This is a genomic window from Bacillus seohaeanensis (genome assembly GCF_042684945.1).
In the GTDB taxonomy this organism is placed as follows: domain Bacteria; phylum Bacillota; class Bacilli; order Bacillales; family Bacillaceae_B; genus Rossellomorea; species Rossellomorea seohaeanensis.
In genome coordinates this window covers 941,242-963,990 of the sequence record NZ_JBHUMF010000031.1, presented here as the reverse complement: position 1 = coordinate 963,990, position 22,749 = coordinate 941,242, and the positions used below count along the sequence as shown (strand labels likewise).

General features: G+C 36.9%; 22 protein-coding genes. 9 read left to right on the top strand and 13 right to left on the bottom strand.

The features are described from left to right. The first annotated feature begins 30 nt into the window (after window positions 1–30). Window positions 31–399, top strand: coding sequence for a VOC family protein (locus ACFSUL_RS17990; protein ID WP_377937275.1), 369 nt, complete (start codon window positions 31–33; stop codon window positions 397–399). A gap of 89 nt (window positions 400–488) precedes the next feature. Here the strand turns inward: ACFSUL_RS17990 and ACFSUL_RS17985 are convergent, their stop codons facing one another. The 4 genes from ACFSUL_RS17985 to ACFSUL_RS17970 all read right to left on the bottom strand — a co-directional run bounded on the left by ACFSUL_RS17985 (window position 489) and on the right by ACFSUL_RS17970 (window position 4,313). After that, window positions 489–1,481: a hypothetical protein gene (locus ACFSUL_RS17985; protein WP_377937274.1), complete on the bottom strand. Its 993-nt coding sequence runs from the start codon at window positions 1,479–1,481 to the stop codon at window positions 489–491. 247 nt (window positions 1,482–1,728) lie between these two features. Next, the gene (locus tag ACFSUL_RS17980; protein WP_377937273.1) at window positions 1,729–2,364 is read right to left on the bottom strand and encodes a YiiX/YebB-like N1pC/P60 family cysteine hydrolase; all 636 of its coding nucleotides are present in this window, start codon (window positions 2,362–2,364) and stop codon (window positions 1,729–1,731) included. 1,026 nt (window positions 2,365–3,390) lie between these two features. Further along, window positions 3,391–3,831 (bottom strand): hypothetical protein, encoded by a 441-nt coding sequence (locus tag ACFSUL_RS17975; protein WP_377937272.1) that lies wholly within the window; start codon window positions 3,829–3,831, stop codon window positions 3,391–3,393. A 35-nt stretch (window positions 3,832–3,866) separates the two neighbouring features. After that, the gene (locus ACFSUL_RS17970) at window positions 3,867–4,313 is read right to left on the bottom strand and encodes a helix-turn-helix transcriptional regulator (RefSeq protein ID WP_377937271.1); all 447 of its coding nucleotides are present in this window, start codon (window positions 4,311–4,313) and stop codon (window positions 3,867–3,869) included. A gap of 430 nt (window positions 4,314–4,743) precedes the next feature. On the opposite strand from ACFSUL_RS17970, the gene ilvA reads away from it, so the two are divergent. Then, window positions 4,744–6,015, top strand: a complete 1,272-nt coding sequence (gene ilvA, locus ACFSUL_RS17965) for a threonine ammonia-lyase IlvA (RefSeq protein ID WP_377937270.1) — start codon at window positions 4,744–4,746, stop codon at window positions 6,013–6,015. Between the two features lie 499 nt (window positions 6,016–6,514). Here ilvA and ACFSUL_RS17960 read toward each other — a convergent pair whose 3' ends face one another. The 3 genes from ACFSUL_RS17960 to ACFSUL_RS17950 all read right to left on the bottom strand — a co-directional run bounded on the left by ACFSUL_RS17960 (window position 6,515) and on the right by ACFSUL_RS17950 (window position 9,006). Further along, complete coding sequence (locus ACFSUL_RS17960) at window positions 6,515–7,972, bottom strand: DUF4153 domain-containing protein (protein ID WP_377937269.1); 1,458 nt, start codon at window positions 7,970–7,972, stop codon at window positions 6,515–6,517. A gap of 67 nt (window positions 7,973–8,039) precedes the next feature. Next, window positions 8,040–8,678, bottom strand: a complete 639-nt coding sequence (locus ACFSUL_RS17955; protein ID WP_377937268.1) for an HAAS signaling domain-containing protein — start codon at window positions 8,676–8,678, stop codon at window positions 8,040–8,042. Beyond that, a complete protein-coding gene (locus ACFSUL_RS17950) occupies window positions 8,659–9,006 on the bottom strand; it encodes a PadR family transcriptional regulator (RefSeq protein WP_377937267.1) in 348 nt (115 codons plus the stop codon). Before ACFSUL_RS17950 ends, ACFSUL_RS17955 begins: the two co-directional genes overlap by 20 nt. Before the next feature lie 283 nt (window positions 9,007–9,289). Here ACFSUL_RS17950 and ACFSUL_RS17945 point away from each other — a divergent pair, with 283 nt between their 5' ends. Next, window positions 9,290–10,030 (top strand): ZIP family metal transporter, encoded by a 741-nt coding sequence (locus ACFSUL_RS17945; RefSeq protein ID WP_377937266.1) that lies wholly within the window; start codon window positions 9,290–9,292, stop codon window positions 10,028–10,030. A 143-nt stretch (window positions 10,031–10,173) separates the two neighbouring features. Here ACFSUL_RS17945 and ACFSUL_RS17940 read toward each other — a convergent pair whose 3' ends face one another. Together ACFSUL_RS17940 and ACFSUL_RS17935 are read right to left on the bottom strand one after the other, a co-directional pair. Further along, window positions 10,174–10,881, bottom strand: coding sequence for an SDR family oxidoreductase (locus ACFSUL_RS17940; RefSeq protein WP_377937265.1), 708 nt, complete (start codon window positions 10,879–10,881; stop codon window positions 10,174–10,176). A 604-nt stretch (window positions 10,882–11,485) separates the two neighbouring features. Then, complete coding sequence (locus tag ACFSUL_RS17935; RefSeq protein ID WP_071412637.1) at window positions 11,486–11,896, bottom strand: MerR family transcriptional regulator; 411 nt, start codon at window positions 11,894–11,896, stop codon at window positions 11,486–11,488. Window positions 11,897–12,241: 345 nt separating this feature from the next. On the opposite strand from ACFSUL_RS17935, the gene ACFSUL_RS17930 reads away from it, so the two are divergent. Further along, complete coding sequence (locus tag ACFSUL_RS17930) at window positions 12,242–13,282, top strand: NAD(P)-dependent alcohol dehydrogenase (RefSeq protein WP_377937264.1); 1,041 nt, start codon at window positions 12,242–12,244, stop codon at window positions 13,280–13,282. Window positions 13,283–13,339: 57 nt separating this feature from the next. Here the strand turns inward: ACFSUL_RS17930 and ACFSUL_RS17925 are convergent, their stop codons facing one another. The 3 genes from ACFSUL_RS17925 to ACFSUL_RS17915 all read right to left on the bottom strand — a co-directional run bounded on the left by ACFSUL_RS17925 (window position 13,340) and on the right by ACFSUL_RS17915 (window position 15,376). Beyond that, window positions 13,340–14,020 carry an LrgB family protein gene (locus ACFSUL_RS17925; protein WP_377937263.1) on the bottom strand — a complete coding sequence of 227 codons (681 nt, stop codon included), beginning with the start codon at window positions 14,018–14,020 and terminating at the stop codon, window positions 13,340–13,342. Beyond that, window positions 13,996–14,382: a CidA/LrgA family protein gene (locus ACFSUL_RS17920; protein WP_377937763.1), complete on the bottom strand. Its 387-nt coding sequence runs from the start codon at window positions 14,380–14,382 to the stop codon at window positions 13,996–13,998. The genes ACFSUL_RS17925 and ACFSUL_RS17920 overlap by 25 nt, the downstream gene beginning before the upstream one ends. A 97-nt stretch (window positions 14,383–14,479) precedes the next feature. Beyond that, on the bottom strand, window positions 14,480–15,376 hold the full coding sequence (locus ACFSUL_RS17915; protein ID WP_377937262.1) for a LysR family transcriptional regulator: 897 nt from the start codon (window positions 15,374–15,376) through the stop codon (window positions 14,480–14,482). A gap of 212 nt (window positions 15,377–15,588) precedes the next feature. Here ACFSUL_RS17915 and ACFSUL_RS17910 point away from each other — a divergent pair, with 212 nt between their 5' ends. The 5 genes from ACFSUL_RS17910 to ACFSUL_RS17890 all read left to right on the top strand — a co-directional run bounded on the left by ACFSUL_RS17910 (window position 15,589) and on the right by ACFSUL_RS17890 (window position 21,433). After that, the gene (locus ACFSUL_RS17910) at window positions 15,589–16,542 is read left to right on the top strand and encodes a winged helix-turn-helix domain-containing protein (protein ID WP_377937261.1); all 954 of its coding nucleotides are present in this window, start codon (window positions 15,589–15,591) and stop codon (window positions 16,540–16,542) included. Window positions 16,543–16,611: 69 nt separating this feature from the next. Continuing rightward, window positions 16,612–17,397, top strand: coding sequence for a hypothetical protein (locus tag ACFSUL_RS17905; protein ID WP_377937260.1), 786 nt, complete (start codon window positions 16,612–16,614; stop codon window positions 17,395–17,397). Between the two features lie 361 nt (window positions 17,398–17,758). Continuing rightward, the gene (locus tag ACFSUL_RS17900) at window positions 17,759–18,529 is read left to right on the top strand and encodes a cyclase family protein (protein WP_377937259.1); all 771 of its coding nucleotides are present in this window, start codon (window positions 17,759–17,761) and stop codon (window positions 18,527–18,529) included. 17 nt (window positions 18,530–18,546) lie between these two features. After that, window positions 18,547–20,508, top strand: a complete 1,962-nt coding sequence (locus ACFSUL_RS17895) for a sodium:solute symporter family protein (protein ID WP_377937258.1) — start codon at window positions 18,547–18,549, stop codon at window positions 20,506–20,508. Window positions 20,509–20,536: 28 nt separating this feature from the next. Further along, window positions 20,537–21,433 (top strand): fumarylacetoacetate hydrolase family protein, encoded by an 897-nt coding sequence (locus ACFSUL_RS17890; protein WP_377937257.1) that lies wholly within the window; start codon window positions 20,537–20,539, stop codon window positions 21,431–21,433. Between the two features lie 192 nt (window positions 21,434–21,625). Here ACFSUL_RS17890 and ACFSUL_RS17885 read toward each other — a convergent pair whose 3' ends face one another. Further along, window positions 21,626–22,738: a tyrosine-type recombinase/integrase gene (locus ACFSUL_RS17885; protein WP_377937256.1), complete on the bottom strand. Its 1,113-nt coding sequence runs from the start codon at window positions 22,736–22,738 to the stop codon at window positions 21,626–21,628. Between the last annotated feature and the right edge of the window lie 11 nt (window positions 22,739–22,749).

Here is a 22,749-nt window from a genome sequence, read left to right as displayed (position 1 = left end):
TCAATATTTTATGTTAAAGGGGGAGTAAAGGTGGAGAAAAGCCCTATAAAAAACAAAGTGAATCTAGTCTTTATACCAGTGAGCAATCTTAAAAAATCAAAAGAATGGTATTCTAGGATTTTAGGAATAAAAGATGGCGAACTTCATTTTGATCATTTATTTGTTGCGGAAATGGAAGGAACAGGTTTGATCCTTGACGAAATGCCTATGTGGAGAGAGGAAAATGGAGAACTTCCAAGACTTAATGTTCCTGCAATCCAATTTGGTACAGAGGATGTTCATGCGTCCTACAAGTTTATGAAAGAAAATGGTGTTGAAATTGTAACAGACGTTCAGCATGATCACTTTTTTGTGTTTAAAGATCCTGATGGGAATATGTTGATGGTGTGTGAGGATTAGAAGCATCGGGGACGGTTCCGCCGCTTCCTTCGGTAACGAGGTGAATGAAGCGGAAGAACCGTCCCTTCGCTTCCCACTCCTTAAAAATATCAATTTAGTAATAAATCAGTTGGCTTTTTATGACCTAAATCAAGAGAACTACTCTCAATGATATCGAAATTACTATTCAATTTATGAACTTCAAACTGGTTCTTATCGAAATCTCCTGCTAACAAATAATAGCATTCTTCGGCTTTATTATATTCTAAATCAATTAGAGTTTGATCGTTCTTAAATTCAATTTTAGGAACATTATTTTTATCAACGGACACAATAGAAAAGTCATTTAAAATTATTTCTTTCTCATTTATATCAATAACTTTGCTAACCCACATCACTTTGATATCCGATTTAACTTTCAAATTTGTTTTCTTATTAGCTAACTGATGAGTATAAATGGATAAATCTTTTGCTTCTTCATTGGAGTTTCCGTAAATTTTTAAATCGCCATCAACTTCTCTTATATAAAAACCAAATGTAAGACCTGAAACCTCGATGGAATTTAAAACTTTTAAAGAATTTATATCTAAAGCGTAAATAGTAACCTTTCTATTTGAATTTTCATCGTAAACATTAGTTAATACATAAATAGAGTCATTATGAATGATAAAATTTTGGGCAAACCCGGGTAACTTTTCACTTTGTACAAGTTTATCGTATTCTTCATTATATTTAGAAATACTAAACTTGAGATTCCCATTATGTAACATATATTGTCCGTTATCATTTTTAATTAACTGTGAGGGATTGTTATTAATATTATAATTTTTCGTTTCATCATCAACAATAGTGACTAACTGATCTCCATTATTGTCATACATAATACCATGGCCTTTATCGTCATATATTAAATTTTCGACACTGCCAATTGGAAAAGTGTTAGTATCAACTACTTTTTTATTATTATAGTTGTATAGAGTGGTAGAACTCTCTGAATAACTAGTTGCCAAGACAGTGAAATCTGTATCATTTCTGATAAAACCAATTATTGCAATTAAGATAGTAGATAGTATTGTAATGACAGCGACTATCTTAAATTTCATTATTTATCACCTTTTCAAATTTTATGAGATATCTACCTTTAGACTGCCTGATGGAAAAGAAAAACTAAAAAGAGTAACTAGTTATGCCAACGGAGCATTGTAGCTAAACGAAAAGACATTTTGCTCTAATTTCTTTTTCACACCTGCTTGTTGGGGAACATGAACTGAGAATGATGAAATTCATGTGATTAAGTAATCCAAATATAAATTTGGATTACTTAATCAATTTAGGGAAAATTAAAAATTATTAGCTTTGATAAAACACACTTGTATGTGGAGATTCCAATAAGTCTCCCGGTGTAATCATCATAGCATTAATAGTACTTTCTAAGTCAATTCCTTGAGACATATAAGCTGCCCATATTAACTTACTGCAATACCATGAGTCAGTAGAGTTTCTTGTTGTGAAAAGTGTATAAGGTTCTCCTAATTGTCTTTCAGCATAAGATACTGCTCCTGATTTTTTGCTATAGGTAGTTGATACTCTTAACCCCTTTATATCATCGTATCTTGCTGGGAAATCATTGCTTCTATAAGCAACGTCATCCGTATCTGGATGTGCCTCTATAATTGTATATGAATCTTTAACTATTGCCACATGGTCAGTAATAGAATCAAGAGCCATTAAAATATCACCTTTACTACCGATTGAGCCAGATAGTTGTGCACTAGCAGCTTGAACTGATGATTTATCCTTTTTATTAATTTCAACAGGATATTGATCCCAAAGTTCTCTTAACTCAGCTCGTTGCTCTTTCAATATTTGTTTTTCCTCTTTAGTTAGTTCTGTGTTTAGATTAGTATTTTCTTTTGCACTAACAGTAGATATTCCAGAAAACAAAGTAAAAGAAATTAATCCTATAGTTGCCACTTTTTTTAGCATAAAATTACCCCTCTCTAATTTTAAACAATAAATAATAGTGTGTAATACTCGATACTCTCATTTTGATTACCTAACAACACGCCATTGATTGTGTTCAAATCAAGTAGCTGAAATCAACTTTTTAATCCTTGATTCCTTATTAGAGTCCAATATTCTTGACCGAGGTAACAAGATCCATTTTCACCAGTAAGTTGTATTTCTTCATATGCTGCTTTTGGAAGCCTCACTTTTTTTAGTCTTGAGACGGATTAGAATCAAAAGATATAGGAAGTACTTCCACAACGTCTCCGCCCTCTCCATTAATGGATACTTGTACTGGCTCTTCACCTACATAAAATTCCTTTGCATATACTTGTGACAAATGATATAAAGCAAACTACTATAACAAAACCAAAAGACTTATCACCTACTAATCTTTTAAGTTATATCATTCTGATCAGAATTGACATAAATTAAACTATAATGTAATCCAAGATATGTCAAACCTACCAATTATAACTAGATAGGCTATTTTACTTACAAAAAAGCCAAAATACCAAAAAAGTATATTAGTCATTTTGTGATTTTTTGGCTGACTTTGTCGAAAATTAGCAAATTAATGTTAGAATTAGTCTGATTGTATTATTTTCGAAAAAATTGTAAAAGTATAATTAAAAATGTAATGAAGTATACTACTTTTTGCCATAAGTATGAGTTAATTTGGCTGCTTCACAAACTAAGTGTTGTAGATAAATTACATTTTTATCCTATTTTTCACATAATACATATGCTTGCATCTTATTAATCTGTGTTTATTTCTCTCGTAAGATATGTAAAATATAAAATATTGCCTTCACCACATTTTATAACTAGCTAAAAGCTTATATGTAAAAAAGAAGAGGGGTAAATCCGTTTGGATTTACCCCTCTTCCCATTGTATTACACATTAAAGTTTTAACTTTTTTGTAGTTACTAATTTATTGTTATCGCCATTAGTGAAAAAGCGATTGCTCGTGTTTAGCGCTTGCAACCGTTCCATGCGACAAATTAAACAGTACGAGTCACGTTCTTTTTAAAATAAAGTGTCAAACATAATACAGCTCCATAAAATAGTGACATTAACAAGGAGTAGGAACCATAACTCAGGTTGAATAGTATATTACCACCAAATATAGGTGTGGTGAAAATTAAGAATAAAGGATACTGTATGGATGCAATTGCATCTAAAATAGCATTTTCTAACATAGCGTTCTCAAATGTTTTGACGACAAATATAAGTACACCTGACACAACTCCCACTATTGAAAATACCTTCAATGTCTTGCTTCCTTTTTTAGAATACATAAGTAATAAAAAGATAAATAATAGGGTTGCAAGCAAATGGGAAATATTTACTTTTACGTCTGGATATTTTAATGAAGGCATTAAATTTACTGAAAAAGCCAATAAATAAGACACTATTAACAATATTGAGAATTTATTTTTCATACTAATTCCTCCTTGTAAAATGACGAATTACGATGCTAACCTAACTCTTCTAACCTTTTCATTGCTTCATCTTCTTCGAATGAACTAAACCATCGGAAATTGTCTTCATCTAAAATTCGATAATGGTTACTAATTAAATTTTGTTGTAAACGAAAATTACCCTTAACCTTAATCTCCCTCCACCAAATCTTACCTCCCATCGTTTTTTCCTTTGATGTATCATCAATATTTTTAGCAATAAGTTGGATAAACTCAACTGGATTGTCACCGATTACAGATACCAACAACTCACTTTGATTGAATAAAGCACAAAATGCTACAGTAGTAGTCCAATTGGCAGTAGTTCTTCCCTTTTCAATTTGTACAAGTGTTTTTTTAGAAATCCCTAAAATTTCAGCCATTTTATCTTGTGAGAATCCTTGCTCTGTTCGAACCAGTTTCATCTTATTTGATATTAGTTTTGTAAAATATTCTTTATCCACCGTATCCAACTCCTCGTTTAGTGTATTTTTACACTAATAGTGTTATTTGTCAACAGCTAAAGTATCGGGGACGGTTCCACCGCTTCCTTCGGTAATGAGGTGAAGGAAGGTTCTCGATTCAGCTATGTCAGCTATTGAATTACCATTTGTTATAAATTCCTCAAGTTTAAACTCGATTGTTATTAAAATACCAGGCGTCTTTCTATTGAAAACATGTGCGTGACACAACCTGAATAATCCTGTTTGAAGGAAGGGGGGGGGGCGCTTCAATGAAGTAGGAGAATTCTCAGGCTTTAATGAAGCGGAAGAACCGTCCCTTCGCTTCGGCACCAGCACTATAAAAGTTGATTTTGAAAAGTATTTTGATTTTTCAGTAAAAGTGGTATAATCTTAAAAAGTGAAAATAGCAGGTTTGGAGATGTAAACTTAAATGAATGAGAAATCCGTAATCAATAAGAAGGCAGTTCAGTTAGAAGATGTAATTATTGCTTACCAACAAATTAAGGATGTTGTTAGCCATACACCATTACAAAAAAATGAGCAATTATCTGAGAAATATGGCTGTAACATTTTTCTGAAAAGGGAGGACTTACAGTTTATCCGTTCTTTCAAATTAAGAGGGGCGTACTATAAAGTAGCATCCTTAGACAAAGAAATTCTTCATCATGGAGTGGTTTGTGCGAGTGCAGGTAACCATGCACAAGGAGTTGCCTTTGCATGCCATAAACTGAACGTTCATGGGAAAATCTTTATGCCGACTACAACACCAAAGCAGAAAATTAAACAAGTGAAACGATTTGGCAGAGATTTTGTTGAAATTATTTTAATAGGTGATACGTTTGACGATTCTTATCAAGAAGCAATTAGCTGTTCTAAGATGGAAAGTCGCTCGTTTATCGCCCCATTCGATGATGAAAAAGTTATTGCTGGACAGGGAACAGTTGCTATTGAAATTATGAATGATTGTGATCAAAAAGTAGACTTTGTCTTTGCCGGAGTTGGTGGGGGCGGCTTGGTGTCAGGTTTAAGTACATATATTAAAAGTGTATCACCAGAGACGAAAATGATTGGTATTGAACCAGCGGGCGCAACAAGTATGAAGGAATCGATTAAAGAAAATGAAATCACAACCCTTCACAATATTGATAGTTTCGTGGATGGATGTGCAGTCAAGACACCAGGCAGTAAAACATTCGATATTTGTCGTGAACTTCTTGACGACATTATTGTTGTCCCAGAAGGTAAAGCTTGTACAAGTATACTAGATTTATATAATGAACATGCTATTGTTGTAGAGCCAGCTGGTGCTTTACCTGTTGCAGCATTAGATTTTTACAAGGATGAAATTAAAGGGAAAAATGTTGTTTGTGTCATTAGTGGAGGGAATAATGATATTGGAAGAATGCAAGAGATTAAAGAACGCTCCATGCTGTATGAAGGATTACTCTATTATTTTATCGTGAATTTCCCACAAAGGGCAGGTGCATTAAGGGAATTTCTTATTGAAGTTCTAGACCAAACTGATGATATAACAAGATTTGAATATACAAAAAAGAATAATAAGGAAAATGGACCAGCTTTAGTGGGCATCGAAATTCAAAATAAAGAAAATTATCAAGGATTAATTGATCGAATGAAGAAAAAAGGCTTTTCATTTATGGAGGTCAATAAGGATCCAGATCTCTTTAATCTGCTTATATAAAGGTACTCGCCTCCATTAGCATTGCATTGATGTATATTCAAAATCTTAGGGACGGAGCTTCTGCTTCATCATTCCTAATGGAAGCGTCTGAACCGTCCGAGACTGCTGAAAAAGTAACACTTTTTGAATAGCAAAGATTTTTCATCAATACACAGATAATAAAAGAATCTGATAGCCTATACGTAGTAGGTTGTCAGATTCTTTTTCTCTTTAAATGGACTTTTTCACTGGTCCGGACGGTTCCATCGCTTCCTTCGGTAATGAGGTGAAGGAAGGTTTTCGATTCAATAATTTGCCGAATCCCTTCCAGACATGTCAGCTATTGAATTACCATAAGTTTAAATTCGATTACTATTAAAATGCCAGGCGTCTTTCTATTGAAAACACGTGTCTAACACAACCCGAATAAGCTTATTTGAAGGAAAGGGGGTGTTTCTTTCGCTTCAATGTAGTAGGAGAATTCTTACGCTTAATGAAGCGGAAGAACCGTCCCTTCGCTTCATAAATCCAATTGACCAAGCTTTTTGTAAGCTTTGTCTCTTGTAAGGTTATGTGACTGCCATGTATCGCTTTTGATGTACTCTCTGTCCGCCTTACGTTGTTTTAATAACTCTTCCAACCCTGGAATGTCAGGGTTCTTTTCATAAAGATCGATTAAACCGAGGACCCCTGTTGAGGATAATCTGTTTAAATAATGGATATCAATTTTTCCCGTTGTTTCAAAGCGGGCGATATTGCGATCAACGACAATTTGATCGAAGTTTACGAGATTGATGCCTGTATAAAAAATGATGGAAGCCATGAAATAAAAGTGGAACAATGAAAGCCTCTCGAGCCAGATTTTCACAAGCGTATAAGCAAAGATAACCATAAGGAAAATCATAAAGGAAGTCACTAGGACGCGGGTAAAAGTAAACCCATAAGCATCCTCATACATTGCCATTCGCATGAAGGCAGAGACTAGCAGAACTCCACTTGATAAGACAAGAACGGTCAACGCCAACTGGATGGTCTTTTTCAAACCTCCGAGGGCGTTTTTCGTAAATGGAATCACAACGGTTGTGACAGTTAGGTTAATCAAAGTAACAAACAGCAATTCAAAAAAACCGCGACGCGCATATTGTGCATACGTATAGCCACTCTCAAGCGTACCGCTGAAAAAGTACTTGAATTGGACGGCAACAAATAATACATACACCAAGTCAAGGAGCAGCAGCACCGTTAGAGTAATAATCCCGTCTAGTGCCAGCGGAGTAGAGGTTCCTTCTTTCTGGACAACTTGAATCTTTTTATGCAGCAGTACCTGTAAGAACCCAAAGAAACCAAAGGTATAAATCAGAATGGCGACGAAACGGAAGACAGTCTCTGGATTAAAGCTTAGTAAGTTAGGAAAGTTACTTAACAGCCGTTCAAATTGAGTATCAGCCGAGGCCAATAGATTTAGGACGACAAATAAAATAGGAACTGAGATGGCAATCCCAATCAGCACTTTTTTCCAAACATCATATTGCTTTGGATTACTACTTTTCTTAAGAATGCCAGTTATACGTGCGACGAAACGGAAACTATACAGAATCCCATTTCCAAGGCGTAATAAAGCATAAAAGAGGAAGCTCAGCTTATTCCACTCCATTTTTTTCGGTGAAGTAATCAACACAAGATGAAAAATAACTAGGGCTGGAATGGCAAGAATATTTAATGCATAAAACATGGGTATATCATAGAGATAATAACTTAATGCCAGAAGCCAAATGGAGATTAATACTAGATAGCCTAGTCGCTGATGCGAGAACGAAAAGGAGCGAAATCTCCAATAAAATATCGCGTAAAATGCAGTGATAAACACAAAATAAGAAATGCCAATCTGGTCCCACAAGAATGCTTCTTCTGCTACGACCCCTACAACAAGACATAAGAGCAAGAACACCCAGTCTCTTTTTTCTATTTTCATTTCCATTTTTATAACCCCCAATAATTGTTTTTCTTTGTATATAGAATTTCTAGGTAGTATTTCAAAAAAAAGCTTATACAGAAGCTTTTTTTCCCCACCTGTAACTAATTAGGCAAACTGGATATAAAAGAACCGTGAGCAAGATACAGAGTCCGATAAACGTTTCCTGTAATAATGGAAAGAACCATTCGTAAGGAATGATGTGGAAAACGGTTAACGCCATAAGTGTTACATTCGGAATTAAGGCGAGAATGAATGTACGAGTCATCAAACGCTTGCCTTTATGTCCAAAGCCTCTCCCAATTTCGTAGCCAAGCAAGGCCCAAAAGATCATGTAAACGAGAGCAATGATGATTGGAAAGGAAGTCAGTTTAAACCATAAATTTGTAAGCCAATTCCAATCAAACAGATTATGCGCGAGTGTAAGGGCACCTCCACTAGCGAAAAAAAGAATATTCACTGCGATGAACAACCACTTCATATTGCTAGGTGTAACCGAAAGCTCTTCTTTCCACATGGCAGCAATCTCTTCTGGACTCCCGAACTTAGAATAGACCTGAGACTGTATCTCTAATTCATCCTCCAGCTTATAGAGCTCAACAAGGAGTTCGTCGAGATGAGCATCATATTCCATTAAAATTGATTTCTTATCCGGGTGATCTCCGAGGCCTTTTGACAAGTCTGTTAAGAATTTATTCTTTAGCCGTTCCATGATTTTTTCTCCCCATCAACTTGTTCATGACGGAAACGAAGTTATTCCACTCATTGGTTTTTTCAAGGAGCATTTCTTTTCCTGCTTCCGTTATCCGATAATACTTCCGTGCTGGACCTTTTTCTTGTTCTTGCCAATAACATTCAATGTATTCTTGCTTTTCCAGCTTGTGTAGTGCCGGATACAACGTACCTTCCTTAACAGAAAACTCATTTCCGCTCCGTTTCTCCAGTTCCTTTACCAGCTCGTATCCGTACATGTCCCGTTCTTCTAGCAACTGAAGCAACAAGAGGGACGTACTTCCTTTTACTAATTCGCGATTAAACATCTTCTCACCTACCTAGGTTTTTTATGTATATAGAGATTCTACAACGTAACGTATGAAATGTAAAGAGGGCAATTGAAGGGAAACAGGGGGAACGGTTTACTGTCTATTTTTCATTATGGAAATCCCTCTGTTTTCCTATTAGGTAGGTCTCCACTAGATAAAAATGGTTCAGTGGTACTAGTTCTTATGATTCTTTTTCAATTATGATGTTTCATGAATAAGTTCTTCCAATATTAGAGAGGATTAATAAGAAAGTTTAATTAAAATATGGGGGGGACTTATTGTGTGGAATGCAATTATGTGGGGAACAATTGCTGCTTCAGCGACCATGATTGGTGCTTTAATTGTTCTGAAGTTCTCCATCCCCAAACGCGTAATAGCCTTCATTATGGCTTTAGGAACTGGTGCACTAATTGGTGCAACAACATTTGAATTACTAGAAGATGCAGTAGAAATGAGTGGATTTAAGCAAATTGCTTTAGGGTTTCTTGGTGGTGCACTTGTTTTTACAATTTTTAATATAGTTGTGTCTCATAGAGGAGGACATAATAGAAAGCACTCCGAACGCAAGGAGTCTTCAGATCGAGAGCAAACAAAAGGCTCGGGAGTGGCTATTTTTATTGGGACGGTGATGGACACATTACCGGAATCCGCAATCATTGGTATGAGTTTAATCGGCGGTGAGTCTGTTAGTATAGCACTAGTAATATCTATTTTTATTAGTAATTTACCCGAAGGAATCTCTAGTACAGTGGGATTGCAGCAAAGTGGTTATTCCAAGAAAAAGATACTTATCCTTTGGGCTTCTGTTGTATTTTTCTCAGGTCTAAGCTCGTGGGGAGGAGCGCTATTAGAAAATGCTTCTGACGTCATCAAAGCGTTAATGAGTTCATTTGCCGGAGGAGCAATTATTGCGATGTTAGCCTCAACGATGATGCCAGAGGCGTTTAAAAAAGGCGGACCATTTGTAGGGTTTGTAACTGCAATTGGATTATTTATTTCTTTGTGGTTACATCATTTATGAAATCAGTTTTGGAAACATGGGGGACGGTTTACTGTCTCTTTTTTAGTTATGAAAATGGAAGAATATTTTCCAAGCACTCCAAGAGTTAGAGTGTGTGTCTAAACTTGGAGTGCAATAAATAGTTGTGGATTTCTGTTTCCTGCTTAAACCGGGCGAACGGTTATTTCATTCACATTCACATAATCCGGTTGTGTTACGGCATATACGATGGCTTTTGCAATATCTTTTGTCTCTAACTTTTTACGTTCGTTACTCCATGAACTCCCGTTGGCTAAAGACGTGTCTACCATACCTGGAGAAATATTGGTTACACGGACACCAGTTTTGGCCAATTCTTTTTCCAATCCGGCGGAAATGGCACGGACTGCAAATTTTGTTGCGCTATAGACAGTACTTGCTTTCGTTACTTCAAATCCGGAAACAGACGCGATGTTAATAATATGACCACTTGAGCGTTCGAGCATAGATGGCAGTACCGAATGGGTACAGAAAAGTACTCCTTTTATATTTACGTCGATCATGTTTTCCCATTCGTCTACTTTTCCGGAACGGACAGGGGAGGAAAGCATTTGCCCTGCATTATTCACTAAAACATCAACATGGTTGAATGCTTCCTCAGCTTTTTTCACTAAGTTCTCAACGTTTTGCTTATTTGTTACATCCGTCTGGACTGTTAACACTTTCCCATTCCCTTGTTCTTTAATTTCTTTTTCTAATTCAGCTAGTTTTTCGATATTGCGGGCAGCCAACACTACATTTGCGCCTTCTTTAGCAACTTCTTTTGCGATTCCAGCACCAATCCCGCTGCTCGCTCCTGTGATGATTGCTGTTTTTCCTTGTAATTGCCCCATTCTGACAACCTCCTCTAACGAATTTCATTAATAAGAATGACTATTCCATTTCATCTAACTTTGAACTCTTTGGCGATAGGGAACGATTGAATTGTAAATATATCATATTAAGGATATCGAAAAATTAAAGAATTCTCCAATAATTAACAAGGGATTAATGAAAAAAAGTGTTGAGAATGCTTTTGGTGATTGTCTCTATCTCAATCCCGTTTGTAATGAACATTCCTAACAATGAATAGGTGGGACTAGTGAAAAAGTCCATTTAAAGAGAAAAAGAATCTGACAACCTACTACATATAGGCTATTAGATTCTTTTATTATTTGTATATTGATGAAAAATCTTTGCTGCTTCACAAAGTATTACTTTTTCAGCAGTCTCAGAACCGTCCCTTCGCTTTAAAAATTATTTAACCTATCTTAAACAGTTGGTCGAATGATTCCTTCATTAATTCTAACGTCTGAGGTTTTTTCTATAGATAATGCTAGTGCACGACAAGGTAGTGGAGGACTTCTGGCTAATTTTGTTTATCGTTACTTTCCTAACAAAAACATAAATAAACTAGTTATGCTTCATAGATGTCTATCTGAATATAGTTGTCTTCTATTAATTAGTAATCTCTATTTTATTACCTTTATGTATATCTTCTGTTCCAGCATCTAATGCCGTTTTGTAATACAAGCATTTATGTTCAATAAGTTCCATTGTCTTTTTTAATTCTTCTATTTGTGCTTCTACAGTAGCTTTTCGTTCTATAAACATATCATATCTTTGTTGCAACGTAGAATCCCCTTCCGAACACCAATCAATGAAGTTTTTTATTTCTTTAATAGACATCCCAGTTGCTTTTAAACATTCGATTACTTTTAAAGCTTCGATATCGGATTCTTTAAATACTCTTGTTCCATTGGGGGAACGTTCTACAAAAGGCATAAGGCCCTCATTGTCATAGTAGCGCAAGGTATATGCGGTAAGATCCAATACTTTTGCAACTTCACTAATAGAGTATGTCTTCACCATTTATCTCCCTTTCTTACCGATCTAAACTTATGTTTATGAAAGGGATTTTATCATGGGATATTTCGGATGTCCAAGTCTTTTAAAAGAATCGGGCTTAGCATTATAGAGTATTTTCCTTATAAAAGTAGTTGATTGATTATAAGCTTGTTTATATGAAACTAACAAAGTTAAGAATCATCAAAAAATAAAGTATATTACTTGACTTCGAGTTAACTATAAGGCTTAACATATTGTTGCAAGAGTATAAGAGGTTTAATTAGAAATAAAGGAATGTCTAATTGAATCATTTAGCCGAAACAATCAGATTCTCTTGACAAGTATACGTTTATAGGAGGTTTTTTTATGTTAACTGCTAAAGCTAGAGCTGTCGACGGTCCAGATAAACCGTTTCGACCAGCTGAAATTAAAAGACGCGACCTTGATACACATGATGTACTGATTGAAATTAACTATGCGGGTATATGTCACTCAGATATCCATACTGCACACGGGGAATGGGGGACAGTAAACTATCCTCTTGTACCTGGACATGAGATTGCAGGTATTGTAACAGCTATTGGGCCAGAAGTTACGAAATATAAAGTTGGAGATCGCGTCGGTGTAGGTTGTATGGTCGATTCTTGCGGTGAATGTGAGAATTGTCGCAAAGGGGAGGAACAATATTGTCTCAAGGGTAATATCCCAACTTATGCTGGAGTGGACAAATACGGCGAGCCTACTCAAGGTGGCTATTCAACGCACATTGTTGTAACAGAAGATTTTGTAGTCGGAATTCCTGATAACATCGAGCTGGATGTTGCAGCACCATTACTTTGTGCAGGTATTACAACATACTCTCCTCTAAATCATTGGGGAGCTGGACCAGGAAAGAAAGTGGCTATAGTTGGCATGGGTGGTCTTGGACATATGGCTGTGAAAATTGCACACGCGATGGGAGCAGAAGTTACTGTGTTGTCACAAACACTAAATAAAAAGGAAGATGGCTTACAATTTGGTGCCAGTGAATACTATGCCACAAGTGATCCAGCTACATTTGAGAAACTAGCTGGAACATTTGATCTAATTATTAATACAGTAAGTGCCAAAATTGACATAAGCGCATACCTCTCCCTGCTAACATTAGATGGTACACTTGTAAATGTTGGTGCGCCTGCAGAACCATTGGCGGTTAATGCGTTTTCTCTTATTGGTCATCGTCGTTCGTTTGCAGGATCCATGATTGGGGGCATTCGTGAGACACAGGAAATGCTGGATTTCTGTGCAGAACATAACATTGCTCCCAAAATTGAAATCGTTTCTGCAGATCAAATTGATGAAGCTTATGAACGAGTTTTAGCATCCGATGTCAAGTATCGATTCGTCATTGACATTAGCACAATGTAAATGAAAAATGTAAGGGACGGTTCTTACGCTTCACTGAAGCAAGAACGTCCCTTCGCTCTAATTTATAATCGGTGTCAAAATTAATGCCCAAATAACTGTAAGTATGGCAGTTACTATATAGGCTACACTGGATGTTGTTCCTTCTTTATCTCCGATTTGAAATGCTTTTGCGGTTCCAAGTGCCTGTGCACCTAAACCGTACACCATGCCGATGGAAAGAGGATGTTTAATGGAAAAGTGTTTTAATATCGCTGGTGCCATGAACACACCAATAAAGCATGTCATCATACTAAAAAGAACGGTTATGGTAGGAATCCCGCCGATTGATTCGGATAAATTGACGGCAATTGGGATGGTCACAATCCGGGGGATGATACTAATCATATAATCCTTACCCATTGCAAGCCAGTAAGTAGATAAAATCCCAGAAACGACAGCAATCAACGACCCGGCGGAAAGACTGAATAAAATAACGCGCCAATTTTTCGCCAAAAATGACCAGTTCCGGTACAAAGGAATTGCTAAGGCAACGGTCACAACATTTAACATTTCATTTAGCGGAAACGTCCCTTTTACATATTCATCATAAGGCAAATCGATAATTAAAAGGAGCGCAATTAGCATAACAGGGGTGAGAACAATTGGTGAAAATGCCAAGCTGGGCTTTTTCTTATGGATCTTTTTCGCCAGAAAGTAAAAAAAGATGGTGATAATTAAAGAAAATATTTCGGGTACCATCTTCTTGCTTCACCGCCTTGTCTTTCTAGCAACCTTTCAGAAATGACCCCCGTTGCCATCATCATCAGTGCCGTCCCACTAACAACAATAAATAAGATGACTAGCCCTTTAATACCAAACATCCAAGAATATTGCATAAATCCAACGACGGACGGTATAAAGAATACCATCATTTCGGATAGGAGAAGTGCTGCACCTGCTTCCACCCAATTCAGTTTAATCCAGCCCAACTGCAGACCGAAGAATAATAAAATCATCCCAATAATGCTCCCTGGAATAGGTACATGAGTAAGAGAGACAATCCCTTCACCAATCCAACTAAAAGCAATAACTACACCGATTTGCCATACTATCGTTAACACTTTTTTCAAGCGTCACACCTCCGAAATAGAAAAAATAACCTATTTCCCATTCTACTTAGAGGATAACGATTCGTAAAATACATAAAAGATATAAAAACTATTCCTTAAAGTTATAGTTGGTTTTTCCCTCTTGAATATAGGCGATAAACTCCCGAGTAGCATAAGAGAGATATTTATTCTTTCTATAAATAAGAGCCAATTCCCAATTAACGGTAGGCGAGGTGATAGATACTACGGAAACTCGGCCCTTAAAACGATTTGCAACCGACAGAGGAACAATCGATATCCCAAACTGTGCTACTACCATTTCCCCAACGATATCCCATAACGAACTTTCATTAACAACATTTGGTTCAATCCCCGATTCCAAACAGGCCTGCTTGACCACATCATGAAGAACAAATTCTTCGGTGAAAAGAATAAGGTCTTCATTCTCTAAATCAGATAAAGACACAAATTTTCTTTCCGAAAGCCAATGTTCAGGATCTGCAATCACAACAAGTTCTTCTTTTAATAAAGGGATGGATTCAAACATTTCGGAGTGAACGGGCAATACGGTAATCCCTAAATCAACTTCTCCCTCCAATACCTTTCGTTCTAACAGTTTTCCACTAGCTTCCGCCATTTGAATATCGATTTGAGGATATTCCTTTTTGAACCCTGCAATGACACTTGGGAATAACATTACACCTAAGGTTGGCATTAACCCCATGTTGATCGTTCCTTTTTTTATATGAACCAGCTCATTAACAGAAGAATGTACATCCTCTACCATCTGCAAAATTTTTACTGCTTGTTCAAATACCAATTTCCCAGCATCCGTCAGTTCTACTTTTCTCTCTGACCGATCCAGCAGCGTAACCTGCAGTTCTGCTTCTAAGCTTTTTATCATTTTGCTGATGGAGGGTTGGGATACATGTAGACTTTGCGATGCCTTTGTAAAATTTTTATGTTTGGCGACTTCTACTAAATATTTGAGATGTTGAATATCCATTTTTGTAACTCCTTTGTGCTATGTTTCTATCATTTATATCTAAAGGTTCCTATTTCATTTTGAACATTTTATCGATTAATAGTATTTTATCATGTGAAAGCAAAGGGGCGGGTCTTGTGCTTCTTTGAAGCAAGAGAACCATCCAAAAGAACTAAAATTATGTTATTTGATATAATTGACGAATATCCTATGTTGAAAAGAGAGTGATGGAGATGCAGCAGAAAACGATAGATGAGTTACTAGATTGGGAGGATAATTGGCTCGATCGTGACGGGTTGGATGCGGGAGCGGAGCGGCATGCTTGGTTAGAAGAAGGGGTGGAACTGTATAAACAGTTTATCCGATTGGATAAGAAAGAACCACGTTATTCGATAACGCTGTCCGAGCTTTACTTAGAGGTAGGTCGAGATGAAAAAATAAGAATGGGAAATCATCGTAGAGCTTATGAAACATTGCGACTTGCTACGATTCATGCATCAAATAAACCCGATGCCTTTTATCATTTGTCTTTCGTACTAGCAAAGGAGAAAAGGCGATGGGAAGCGGTTCTTTTTTATGGAAACGAAGCTTTAGAAAAAGGGATAAGCGGAAGCAAACGGATTAAACTTCTTTGTAATATCGCGCTTGGTTATGCAAGGCTTGGGTATATTGCAAAGGCATTTAAATTGTTTGAAGAAGCAAAAAGTCTAGACATAGATCAGGAGCATGAATGGTTTATCGAATTATATTCGGATCGAATGAAAGAGAATCGAAGAGAACCGATTTTGTTAAAAGCGGAAAATGAAAAAAGGAAGTTTGTTTCGAAAGCTGATTTTGCGAAAGTTATGGACGATGCGATGGAAGGAAAATGTGTTGTATTAGATTTAACAAAGGAGGATAAGTTTTTTCGTGCTTTTAAAGATGATATCCGTTTAGAACGAAAAGAAGCGGAAATTCTCGGTTACATAATGGATCACGCAATGACCTCTTGTCCGAAAAAGCGAATTGAGGAGTCTATATGGGAGGATCGCAAAGTTAGCGCTTCAGCAGTAAAACGCTATATCACAAGTATACGAAGAAAATTATCACAAGCGATGGGTCGTGACGATATAGCAAGCTCCGTTTTAATCACAACAAATAATGGTTATGAATGGAAAGCAGATATACCGTCGATTGTCCTCCGTTAGGCTGGTTACGAAAAAGTAACCGGTCTTTTTTTATACTTAAATTACAAAGAAAACAGGAGGATGATAAAAATGAACTTAATGAAATTAGAAATGATGAATGGAACAGAGCGTGTGGCAGAGGCTTTACAAATGAGAGGATTGTTTGTTGAAGTAAAAAATGACCTAATCGTGCTTACTGAAGAAAACACAAAAGTGGACATCGAAAAGGTGCGAGAGTTACTGATTCGTTTGAATATCCCAACATTATGGACTATGGATAATAAATTTCAAGTATTAGTAAACCGACTACCAATTGCGATGATGAAGAGAATCATGAATGTCCGTGGTCAAGAATTTCCAGTAAATATGGAAGGTTACCACTATCGATGGAGAGTATTTGCCCAAAGAAGATTTGGCATTAAAGTGAATGCGTTAGAGTTAGACCCACAAGTTGCAATGATGGTAAAAATATTAAACGTAGCAGGTATTACGACATTAGCTGGCTGTAACGGGCACCACCGCTATGCACCGAACTTCCAATTATCCGGCGTATTTCAAGGTGCTTGGTTTGAAGTCATTCAAGAAAAATACTTAAAATCATGTGACCTTCACTACAAATGGAGTGTCCATTATGGAAACCAATCGGGCTCTAGTCTCCTTGCTGAAAATGAACATACTAGTAGATGGGATATGAACAACATTTATCAAGATACCGTTCAAATGGCAACGATCTTAAAGAAACATGCAAATGAAATCCGTGATCTAAAGAAAAAAACATTTAAACGAGACGGAGAAATGAAAGAAATTGCGAAACGGTTTGCGGAGGAAAAGGATTATACTGGACTTGTGGCGTGGATGAAGAAGCTTGTGGGATAGTTTGTCCCGCATTAACGGACAGTAAGACCCCCACCTCAAGGCTTAAGAGGATCGGAGAAGCATAGGTGGGGGTCAAACTGTCCGTAAACGCCCGATTGGTTTAACTAACAATCAGTGGGGGATGGGAGAAAACCCCCACTGATTGAAGTTTCACTTTATATTTTGTGGGTCTGGACCTCGATTTGAGATCCAGACCCGATTTTTTAGTAATAGAAACTTAACCCAAGAAATCCTACATAAATCATTGCGTTTCCTTTGAAAAAATAGGTTTATATATTTGCACTGTTATAATTTTGAAAGTTGATAATATTTTATATAATAGTAGTTTTTCAAAAAGAATTAATGAGAAAGGGGAATGTTGATGAGTCGCAAGTTTCGTCAAATCATTGATTTAAGTGTGCCGTTGGATACCCTAGCCAAGGAGCCGTTTCCACCAGAAATTGAATATGAAACGCATGATCAAGGGGCGGAGCAAGCTGCAGGGTTACTAGGGTTAAAAGCGAGTGATTTCCCGGATAGTCAAGCATGGGCAGTAGAAACGGTAAAACTGACGACCCATACTGGTACACATGTAGATGCACCATGGCATTATGCAGCAAAGACCGCTGGGAAGAAATCTCGTACCATCGATGAACTTCCATTGGAATGGTTTTATGGAAATGGGGTTCTCTTTAACTTTAGTGATAAAGAAGCGGGTTATGAAATAACGGTGGAGGACTTGGAAACACAATTAAACGAAATGAAATATGAATTGCAACCATATGACATCGTATTGGTTCGAACGGATGCAGATAAACGATTGTTCGATCCTAATTATGCTAGTTCACATGCTGGGATGTCTGCAGATGCAACAAGATGGTTAATTCAAAAAGGAATTAAAGTGATGGGGACAGATGGTTGGGGTTGGGATATTCCACTTCCAATGCAAGCAGCAGATTATAAAAAGAATCCCCGCGATGGCGTACTTTGGGCTGCCCATTTTGTTGGGAAAGAAGCAGAGTATTGCCAGATTGAAAAACTTGCAAACTTAGAAAAATTACCGAAAAGATACGGTTTTACTGTAGCGGTGTTTCCAGTAAAGATTACTGGTGCTAGTGCAGGATGGACAAGGCCAGTCGCTATCATTGAATAGACAAGGGGGAAAGGTCTTTGAACTTTAATGGTGTATTTCTTCTATATTGCATCATTTTTATAGCGGTGTTGGTCAGTGTTGGATTTATCACTAGAAAATGGATCACCGGTTCTAATGATTATTTCATTGCGGGACGGGAGATTGGGATGCTTACCAATATTTTCGGAGTAGCTGCGATTGGCTTTGCAGGTACGATGATTACGCTAATCCCCAGTTTAGCAATCACTTCTGGAATCTGGGGCGCTTTAGGTTTTGGCTTGGTCTATAGTATTGGCGGACTAGCTTTATACGGGGGGATTTTTGCTAAATATATTAGAAGGTCTGGTGCTCATACATTATCGGAATGGCTGGAGATGAGATTTGATTCCCGTACGAGAACCTTAATTACCATTGCCTCCATGCTAGGGCTTTTAGGTATCATGGCGAATAACGTTGTATCAATGGCGATTGTGACCACGGGATTTACGGGTTGGTCTTTAATTGGGACACTAAGTGTGATCTTCTTTATGTTCTTACTCTTTACGTATATTGGTGGTTTCTGGGCTGTTACCCTAACAGATTTCATTCAAGTGTGTATCGGAATGATTGCCTTGCCTGTTTTATTAATTACGATTATTTCTAAGTACGGAGGAACAAATTTCATTAATCAAAACTGGCCGGGTGACTTAGGGTATTGGACGAGTGGGCAAGCGGATGGTTCGTTAGCTGTCTTTTCCCTTCAATATCCCAGTGTCCTAACTTTCTCTGTTCTTTTTGCCTGTTTCTTAGTATGGGGGAATAATTATTATTGGTTACGTGTTTCTTCTACTAGGAGTGAGAGAACAGCAAAAGTATCTTACGTATTAGGAGCACTTTTTTTATTAGTTCCTGGGACTATTTTGGCCTTTATCGGTGTTTATGCGAGTTCAATCTTTCCGGACTTCTTTGCTCCATATGGGGAAGGAGATCCTACTTCTGCATTCGGGGTTGTTTTGCAAGCGGTACCAATTGGTGTGGCTGCTTTAGCGTTATTAGGGGCATTGGCTGCCTCCATTTCAACATCGACTACCGCGCTAATGGGTGCATCTAGTACAGCAGTGCGAGATTTATATCAACGTTATGTAAAACCAAATGCCACATCAAAAGAGCTTACTGTTCCTTCTAAAGTGATTACACTCATCTTAGGCTTACTTGTTTGGTTGTTATGTTTTTATCCTGGTGGACCACTTTATTTATTTGCTTTTTCCACAGCATGGCTCGGACCTCCATCTGTCCTTGTATTTTTAGGAGTTTGGTGGAAACGCACAACCTTTCAAGGTGCGTTTTATGGCGGGATACTAGGAATTATTGTGCTAGTCGTCTTTACATTGATGGATTTATTTGGAATCTTTAGTATTGCTGCCTATACCCATGTTGGTGTCGTCGGGTTAGTAGTTACGGTTCTAGCGACTGTTCTCATTAGTCTCGTTACCAAACCAAACTACTATGCGAAGAAAAATTGGAATGACGTCGACTTTGACAAACAAGCGACTGTATGTGAGCAAGAAAAAGTCGTTTTAACATACATCCATTTAGGATATAACACGATGGCAGAGATTAGTGACTTACTGGGTGTAGACTCCTCTGTTAGTAATAAAATTGTGGAATCGTTAGACAAGAAACGATTGATCAAAAGAGAAAGTTATACTGGTTCTGGTTTTTACACATTTACGATTACAGAAAGTGGTTCACGATTCGTTGAAATAAAACAAAGGGAAGTACCACTTGCACAAGATGGTATATCAGTCGATGATTTATATTTCCTAAAACAATTAGAAAAAGGACAGGACGCATTAAATATCTATTTGAAAGAAAATGATTTTGACTCATTAAAGGCCTCGGTTATTTTAGCAAAATTAATTCGTCAAAAGTACCTCAAAGAATCCGGATTTATACGAAGAAAAGTTGCGATTACACAAAGTGGAAGGGACGTTTATCAGAAACATAAATCTGTCGTATAAACGAAAATGAAAGTAAAGGATGATCCTATTGAAATTAATTACATTTATCAACCAAGAGGGGAAGAAAAAAGCCGGATGGGTGGAAGGAAATAACGTATTTGATATACATGAAGTGAGTAACGGCGAGTTACCGGATAATGTACTAGATCTTATCAAAGGCTACGAGAGTTATCTCCCTAAGTTGCAAAAACTAGAAGGAAAAAGTACTCCTTTGGATGAAATCAACTTGACTACGCCTTTACCAAACCCTCCAAGTGTGCGAGATTTTATTGCATTTGAGGAACATATGTTAAATGCAGGAAAGCGAGTAGGGTTACCACCTGTACCGGAATGGTATGAGATTCCTGTGTTTTATTTTACAAATCATCTAGCACTTCGAGGACCTAATGATGAGGTAGAAAGACCGCCATCCTGTAAGCTATTAGACTATGAGTTAGAGATGGCTTGTGTTATTGGAAAAGAAGGAAAGAATATTAAAGCAGAAGAAGCGGAAGAGTACATTTTTGGTTATACGATTCTAAACGACTGGTCTGCAAGAGGTTTACAATCAAAAGAAATGAAAGTTGGTTTAGGGCCTGCAAAAGGGAAGGACTTTGCTAATTCCATAGGGCCTTATATAGTCACAAAGGATGAACTAGAGTCATACCGAATTGGGGATCGGTTTAATCTGAGCATGACGGCATCGGTCAACGGAAAAATGCTTTCTGAAGGGAACTTTAAAGATATCTATTACTCATTTGGGCAGATGATTGAACGGGCTTCCGAGGGTGTGACACTTTATCCTGGGGAGATTATTGGTTCTGGAACAGTGGGGAGGGGGTGTTTGCTAGAACTAGGGCCTGAAGTTCATCGTTGGTTGGAACCTGGGGATAGGGTAGAGCTTGAAGTCGAGGGATTAGGGAAATTAAAAAATAGGATTGTGTAGGATTGGGAAAAATTTTGTTCCTTCGCTGTTAGCGGTTTGACCCCGACCACCGGTATCCGCAGATTAATTTTAGTTAAGATTAATAGGGGCGAAATTGCTCATAAACCTTTACGCATCAAGGTTTATGGGCATTTTTATTTTTAGGGGTATAAGATAGGTGAAGATAGATATTGAAATGATTTTACACATTTTTTACACAATCATCTGTGCAAAAGTTTTCGTGGATAGTTTTTCATCTTCTATACGTAACTCTTTTAATACATGGGTATAGACCTTCAATGTTGTTTCTATATCTCCATGACCTAAACGTTCACTTACATAATGAATAGAAGCCTTTTTATATAACAATATACTTCCATGCGTATGTCTTAATCCATGAACAGTTATAGAAGTAAGATTTAATTCATCCAGTAAATTTCTCAATAACTTATTGGCATTTGTATTGCTGATGACTTTGTATTTTGAGGATGGACTATAAAATACCAATTGATCAAGATTTGTTGGTGTTATTTTGAATAAATCTTTGAAATGAATCATTGTTTTGTCATCCATCTTAATTGTACGAATCGATTGTTCGTTTTTAGTTGGGCCAAAACCTTTAGGAGAGTTTTTCTTGTATCCCCATGTTTTGTTTACGTTAATGGTGTTGTTTACAAAGTCAAAGTCTTGTCTTGTTAGTCCAATTAGTTCCTCATAACGCATTCCCGAAGTAATTGCTAATAGTAACATTGAATATCCTAATCCCTTATCGAGATTATTCCATATGCTTTGCAATAGTCGCTCACTTTCTACATAGCTCAAATGTTTTTCAGTAGATTTTTTGGATTGTACTGTCCAAGTGAGTTCTGTTTTTCTGGTAAAATCAATCTGTATAATTTGCTCCTCAATTGCATCTTTCACACATGCTTTGATATGACCACTGATTTTAGCAACTGTTTCTTTTGCTTTATCTTTACCAAGCCAATTCAAAAACATCTGGTAGTCTTGTCTTTTGATATCCTGAATAGCTTTATATTGAAAGTATTCATTAACCGCCTTCAATGAATACTTATAATGTTCTAATGTTACGAGTGTAACTTTTGGTTCTTTGTAAAGTTGAATCCATTTTTCAAAGTATTCATTGAAAGGTACTTTTTTTAGTACGGGAACTAATCCTTTGGCTAAAGATGCTTCAATTTCAGCGGCCGCAATTTGAGCTTCTTTTTTAGTCCTAAACCCTCCTTTTCTAATGGGTATTGATTTGCCATTTTCCATATTGCTGACTGTGTATTGGTAGGTTTTACCTCTTTTTGTTATGCTTGCCATATTTCCACCTC